We start from the raw sequence: 6,954 nt of genomic DNA on the forward strand, positions 1-6,954 counted from the left end.
GCCGCCGCCCCCCGGCGCGCGGGGGGGGGGGTGTCGGGGGGGGCCCACCCGGGGGCCCACGCCCCCGCGCGGCGGGGGGGGGGGGCGGGGGGGGGGGGGCGGGGGGGGGGGGGGGCGGGGGGGGCGCGGGGGGGGGGGGGTCGGGCCGGGGCGGCGGCGGCGGCCTGGGCGGCGGCGGCGTTCGGGGCCTTGAGCCCCGGCAGGGGCTTGAGCTCGATGCCCTGGTGGGCGACCTCGAGCACGTCGTGCCAGGCGGAGGCGGGGAGCGAGCCGCCGGTCATCTTGTTGGTCGAGGTGTGGTCGTCGTTGCCGAACCAGACCGCGGCGACGTAGTTGCCGGTGTAGCCGACGAACCACGCGTCGCGGTAGGCGTTCGTGGTGCCGGACTTGCCCGCGACCTTCATGCCCTCGAGCTGCGCGCGGCGGCCGGTGCCCTCCTCGACCACCTTGTTCAGCATGTAGTTCATGTCGGCCACGACCTGGGTCGAGAGCACCTGCTCGGGCTTCTCGTCGTCGTGCCGGTAGATCACCTCGCCGCTGGAGTTCTTCACCTCGGAGGCCGCGTAGGGCTTCGCCTTGCGCCCGCCGTTGGCGAACACCGCGTAGGCCGCGGCCTGGTCGATCACCGTGACCTCGGCCGAGCCGATCGGCAGCGAGACGGAATCGACCAGCGGCGTGGTGATGCCCATGCGGTGGGCCGTGTCGATGATCTTGGCGCGGCCCGCCTTCGCCGCCGGGAAGTCGCCCTTGATCCCGAGGCCCTTGCCGATGGCGATCGAGACCTTGATCGGGATCGTGTTGATCGATTTGGCCACCGCGAGCCACATCGGCTGGCGCCCGGAATAGGAGCGGCCGTAATTCTGCGGGCACCAGTTGCCGAGGCAGACGGGGCTGTCGACCACCACCGTGTCCGGCCGGAACAGGCCCGAACTCAGCGCCGCCGCGTAGACGTAGGGCTTGAACGACGAGCCGGGCTGGCGCAGCGCGTCGGTGGCGCGGTTGAACTGGCTCTCGCCGTAATCGGCGCCGCCGACCATCGCGCGCAGGGCGCCGTCGGGATCGAGGATCACCATCGCCGCCTCGTCGACGTCGTAGGCCTCGCCGGACTTGCGCAGGATGTCGGCCACCACCTGGTCGGCGCGCTTCTGGATGCCGAGGTCGAGCGGCGTCTTCACCGTCAGCACCCGGTCGCTCTTGAACTTGCCCGCGTCGGCCATGGCCTTGATCTCGCCGAAGGCCCAGTCGAGGTAGTAGTCGGCGGTGATGTCGCGGGTGCGCGTCACCGGCGTCGCCGGGTTGCGCAGCGCCGTCTGGATCTGCCCCTCGGTGACGAAGCCGGCCTCGACCATGTTGTGCAGCACGTCGACGGCGCGCGCGCGGGCCGCCGGAAGGTTGACGCTCGGCGCGTACTTGCTCGGCGCCTTGAACAGGCCGGCCAGCATCGCGGCCTCGGCCAGGCTGATGTCCTTCAGCGGCTTGCCGAAATAGTAGTCCGCCGCCGCCACCGCGCCGAAGGTGCCGCCGCCCATGTAGGCGCGGTCGAGGTAGAGCTTCAGGATCTCGTTCTTGGTCAGGTGGCTCTCGAGCCACAGGGCCAGGAAGGCCTCGTTGATCTTGCGCTCCAGCGAGCGCTCGTTGGTGAGGAACAGGTTCTTGGCGAGCTGCTGCGTGATCGACGAGCCGCCCTGGGTGTTGCCGCCGCCGCGCGAGTTGTTGACCAGCGCCCGCATCGTGCCGATCGGGTCGATGCCCCAGTGCTCGTAGAAGCGCCGGTCCTCGGTCGAGACCAGGGCCTTGATCATGATGTCGGGGAATTCGTCGAGCTTGAGCGAGTCGTCGTGCTTGATCCCGCGCCGCCCGACCTCGGTGCCGTAGCGGTCGAGGAAGGTGACCGCGAGGTCCTGCTGCTTCAGCCAGTTGTCGCTGGTGAGGTTGAAGGCGGGCTGCGCCATCGCCAGCATCAGGATCGCAGCCCCGGTGCCGAGCGTCGTGGCTTCGCTCGTCAGGTCGAGGGCGACCCGCTTCCAGCCGCGGAAGGCGAAGACCTTCATCCGCTCCTGGAAGCGGCCGTAGGCCGCGCCGCCGGAGACGCCGCTGTCGTAGAGGCCCGCATTGACCCACGCGTCGAAGGCCAGCGACGCGTGCCTGATGCGGGTGAGGAGACGAGAGACGTTCGGCAGGCGCACGACGGGGTTCCGGCTCCTAGAGACGCCTCGACGGACCCGCGGACGACGGGGCCGTGCCCCTCTCTACCAAGCCGCGGGGCCTTTCGCGAGATGGAACGCGGCCCTCGCGGCGATGGGTCCGGCGGGCGCCCGAGAAAGGTCGCGTCAACCTTGATGCGGGATTGGGGCGGCCCCGGGGCGAGGTTGCGCGGCCGGCGCCCATGCGGCACAGGAGAGCGCTTCAGCCCTTGAGACACGAGAGGTGTTCCCGATGGGGAACCCCAAGCCCGCCCCCGCGGGTGCCGCCCTGCCGTTCTGGCGGGAGAAATCCCTCGATGCGATGACGCCGGCCGAGTGGGAGAGCCTGTGCGACGGCTGCGGCCGCTGCTGCCTGCTCAAGCTCGAGGACGACGACACCGGCGAGGTCCACCACACCGACGTCGGCTGCACGCTGCTCGACGGCCACCATTGCCGCTGCCGCGACTACGCCAAGCGCCAGGTCCGCGTGCCGGACTGCGTCCGCCTCACGCCGGAGGCGGTGCGCACGATCCCGTGGCTGCCGCCCACCTGCGCCTACCGCCTGGTCCGCGACGGCGAGCCGCTGTTCGACTGGCACCCGCTGATCTCGGGCTCGCGCAACAGCGTCCACGACGCCGGCATCTCGATCCGCGGCCGGATGGCCGGCAACGAGGAGGAGTTCTCCGACGACGAGCTCCCGGACCGGATCGTCGACTGGCCGACGGCGATGCCGGGCGAGGAGGGGTAGGGGCCGGGCTGGTCCGTGATGACCCGCCGCGCCGTTCGTTGAGGTCGCGGCCCCGGCGGTCTATGCACGGGCCCCATGGACCTCCTCCAAGCTTCCGCGAGTCGATCCCCGGCTCCCCTCGCCTGCACGCGGCCGTCTTCCAAGGCGGCGGCGCCGTTCCTGCCCATGAGCCGCGCCGAGATGGACGCGCTCGGGTGGGAATCCTGCGACATCGTCCTGGTGACGGGCGACGCCTATGTCGACCATCCCAGCTTCGGCATGGCCATCATCGGCCGGCTGCTCGAGGCGCAGGGATTCCGGGTCGGCATCATCGCGCAGCCCGACTGGCAATCGGCGGAGCCGTTCAAGGCCCTGGGCCGGCCGGCGCTGTTCTTCGGCGTCACCGGCGGCAATCTCGACTCGATGGTGAACCGCTACACGGCGGACCGTCGCCTGCGCCACGACGACGCCTACACCGCGGGCGGGGAGGGCGGCCGGCGCCCGGACCGCTCGACCATCGTCTACACGCAGCGCTGCCGCGAGGCGTACAAGGACGTGCCGATCATCCTCGGCGGCATCGAGGCCTCGCTCCGCCGCATCGCCCATTACGATTACTGGTCCGACAAGGTGCGCCGCTCGATCCTCGCGGATGCGAAGGCCGACCTGCTGCTCTACGGCAATGCCGAGCGCGCCGTGGTCGAGGTGGCGAACCGCCTCGCGGCCGGCGCGGCGCCGCACGAGCTGGACTCCGTCCGGGGCGTCGCCCTGTTCCGCCGCGTGCCCGCGCACTACGCCGAGCTGCCCGCCGACGATCTCGATTCGGCCGACGAGGCCGCGATGCGCCGCCCCGGCGAGACCGTGATCCGGCTCCCCGCCTACGACGAGGTCAAGGACGACAAGGAGGCCTATGCCCGCGCCTCGCGGGTGCTGCACCGGGAGGCCAACCCCGGCAACGCCCGCCCCCTCGTCCAGCGCCACGGCGACCGCGACCTGTGGCTGAACCCGCCGCCGATCCCGCTCTCCAGCGAGGAGATGGATGCGGTCTACGACCTGCCCTACGCCCGCGCCCCCCATCCCGCCTACGGCGACGCGAAGATCCCCGCCTGGGACATGATCAAGTTCTCCGTGACGATCATGCGCGGCTGCTTCGGCGGCTGCACCTTCTGCTCGATCACCGAGCACGAGGGCCGCGTCATCCAGAACCGGTCGGAAGGCTCGATCCTGCGCGAGATCGAGCGGATCCGCGACAAGACCCCGGGCTTCACCGGCGTGATCTCGGATGTCGGCGGGCCGACGGCGAACATGTACCGGATGGCCTGCAAGGACCCGAAGATCGAGGCGGCGTGCCGGCTGCCGTCCTGCGTCTTCCCGGACATCTGCCCGAACCTGAACACCTCGCACGACGACCTGATCCGGCTCTATCGCAAGGTCCGCGAGGTCAAGGGCGTCAAGAAGGTGATGGTGGCCTCCGGCGTGCGCTACGACCTCGCGGTCCGGAGCCCCGAATACGTCGAGGAGCTCGTGACCCATCACGTCGGCGGCCGGCTGAAGATCGCCCCCGAGCACACCGAGCGCGGCCCCCTCGACCTGATGATGAAGCCGGGGATCGGCACCTACGACCGCTTCAAGGAGATGTTCGACGCCGCCGCCGAGAAGGCCGGCAAGAAATACTACCTGATCCCGTACTTCATCGCGGCCCATCCGGGCACGACCGACCAGGACATGATGAACCTCGCCGTCTGGCTCAAGAAGAACGACTACCGCGCCGATCAGGTGCAGACGTTCCTGCCCTCGCCGATGGCGACCGCCACGACGATGTACCACACCGAGATCAATCCGTTGCAGGGCGTGCGGCGCGGCGGCAGCGAGCCGGTCGACGCGATCAAGGGGATGCGCCAGCGCCGGCTGCACAAGGCGTTCCTGCGCTACCACGACCCCGAGAACTGGCCCCTGCTGCGCGAGGCGCTGCGGGCGATGGGCCGCGCGGATCTCATCGGGCCGCGGCCGGACCAGCTCGTCCCGCTCTCGCAGCCGCCGGGAACGGGCCTGGGCAAGGCGGGCGGCCAGCCGCGACCCGGGCGCCATCCGGGCGCGCCGCGTTTCACCACGAAGGGCGTGCCGCTGCGGAAGTGACGGCCGCGCGCATCCGGGGTTCCATGTCGGGATCGAGCGCCGAGCGCGGTTCCATCCGCCCCCGGATCGTCCCCCGGGCCGGCACGCCGCGACGGCGTCAGGCTCTGCCGAAACGAGGGGTTCCCATGCCACGCATCCTCCACGCCGCAGCCCTCCTCCTCGCCCTCGGCGCGGGCGCGGCCGAGGCCAAGGTCGTCCGCCTGGAGATCGCGTCCAAGCAGCCCTACGGCACGTTCGCGGCGGGGGCCTATGCGCGCTGGGAGGGGCGCGTCGTCGGCGAGCTGGCGCCCGGCGAGGCCGGCATTCCCGATCTCGACAGGGCGACGCGCAACGCCGCCGGCAGGGTCGAGTACGCGGCGCGGGTGATCCTGTTCCTGCCGGTCGATGCGGCCGCCGGCAACGGCGCGCTGCTGGTCGACGTGCCCAACCGCGGCAAGGCCTACGCCCACGCGCTCTACAACAGCCCGCGGGCGCTGCCGATTGCGTCGGGCAACCTCGATGCCGGCACCGGCTTCCTGGAGGATCGCGGCTACCGGGTCGCCGAGGTGTACTGGGAGCTCGGCCAGGGCGCCGACCTGCCGTCCTTCACCGACGGCGAGGGACAGCGGCGCTTCGTCGAGGGGGTCGGCTTCGCCATCGTGCGCGATACGGCCGACTTCCTCGCCCACGCGGCGGCCGATGCCGCGGGCACGCCGAACCCGCTCGCCGGCAGCGTGAGCCGGACGCTCGCCACCGGTAAGTCGCAGGACGGGCGCTTCCTGAAGACCTTCCTGCTGCACGGCTTCAACCGCGCCGACGGCCGGCGCGTCTTCGACGGGATGCACGTCTTCGTCTCGGGCGCGGGGCTGCTGCCGATCCTGCGATCGGGCACCGGGCCGGGATCGAGCGCCGACGGCGCGCCGAATTTCGCCGATCCGGAGTTTCCCGGCGTCCACGACGGGCCGCTGACCATCGGCGCGATCGTCGCCGCGGCCGAGGCGCGGGGCGAGGTGGCGCCGAAGGCGATGCTCCTGAATTCGACCACGGATTACGCGTCGCTGCGCGCCTCGCTCGGCCGCACCGGCGCCACCGGCACCGAAGACCTCGCGCTGCCGGCCAACGTCCGGATGTACGACGTCGCCGGCGCCTCGCACGTCACCGTGGTCCGGGCCGAGGCCTGCAGCCTGCCGCCGGGCCGCCTCGACTGGGCTCCCGTGGCCCGGGCCACGCTCCAGCGCCTCGACGGCTGGGTCGCGCAAAACCTCGCCCCGCCCGAGACCCGGCTGATGCCGCTGGTGCCGGCCACCGGCGACGCGAGCGTGCTGCAGGCGCCCAGGACCCTGCAGGGGGCGGTCGTCCAGGTGCCGCGGCGCGACGCCGACGGCAATCCCGTCGGCGGCGTGCGCCTGCCCGACATCGCGGCGCCGCTCGGCGTCCACGGCCTGCAGAACGCGCCGCTGTCCACCTTCACCTGCTCGCTCGTCGGCGCCTACCGGCCCTTCCCGCGACGGGCGACCGAGGGCGGGCCGCCGTCGCTGGCCGAGCGCTACCGGAGCCAGGCCGACTACGTGAACCGGGTGCGCGAGGCCGCCCGGGAGGCCGAGGCCCAGGGCTTCCTGCTGCCGGAGGATGCGGCGGTCATCGTCGACGCCGCCGCCGCGGACCCGATTTTCGGCGGGACGGGGCCGACGGCGGCCCCGCGCTGATTGCGGCCGGCGGGGCGGGTGCTACGGTCCGCCCGGCATTTGCGCCACGCGAATCGCCGGCTCGGCCCCGAGGGGCCGACCGGCGCGACAGGGCGAGGACGATCATGCTGGGATCGGGGTTCGGGCGTCGGATCGGCCTGCTGGCCGGGCTCCTGATCGCGGCGCCGTCGACGACGCCGTCCTTCGCGCAGGCGCCGGCGCCCGCCGCCCGTGCCGTCCCCAGGCC

The 6,954-nt window shown here is 72.2% G+C and carries 4 protein-coding genes; 3 read left to right on the forward strand and 1 reads right to left on the reverse strand.

What is annotated here, in order from left to right; all coding sequences use genetic code 11:
• The coding region (locus tag FV230_RS22165) for a PBP1A family penicillin-binding protein (RefSeq protein ID WP_147843940.1) at window positions 1–2,186 on the reverse strand (2,186 nt) is incomplete at its 3' end.
• Window positions 2,187–2,436: 250 nt separating this feature from the next.
• Between FV230_RS22165 and FV230_RS22170 the strand changes: the two genes are divergently transcribed.
• The 3 genes from FV230_RS22170 to FV230_RS22180 all read left to right on the forward strand — a co-directional run bounded on the left by FV230_RS22170 (window position 2,437) and on the right by FV230_RS22180 (window position 6,728).
• On the forward strand, window positions 2,437–2,931 hold the full coding sequence (locus FV230_RS22170; RefSeq protein ID WP_147728252.1) for a YcgN family cysteine cluster protein: 495 nt from the start codon (window positions 2,437–2,439) through the stop codon (window positions 2,929–2,931).
• A 75-nt stretch (window positions 2,932–3,006) separates the two neighbouring features.
• A complete protein-coding gene (locus FV230_RS22175) occupies window positions 3,007–5,043 on the forward strand; it encodes a YgiQ family radical SAM protein (RefSeq protein WP_147843941.1) in 2,037 nt (678 codons plus the stop codon).
• 125 nt (window positions 5,044–5,168) lie between these two features.
• Window positions 5,169–6,728 carry an alpha/beta hydrolase domain-containing protein gene (locus FV230_RS22180; RefSeq protein ID WP_147843942.1) on the forward strand — a complete coding sequence of 520 codons (1,560 nt, stop codon included), beginning with the start codon at window positions 5,169–5,171 and terminating at the stop codon, window positions 6,726–6,728.
• Window positions 6,729–6,954 lie beyond the last annotated feature (226 nt).

Source organism: Methylobacterium sp. WL6, assembly GCF_008040095.1.
Taxonomy (GTDB): Bacteria; Pseudomonadota; Alphaproteobacteria; order Rhizobiales; family Beijerinckiaceae; genus Methylobacterium.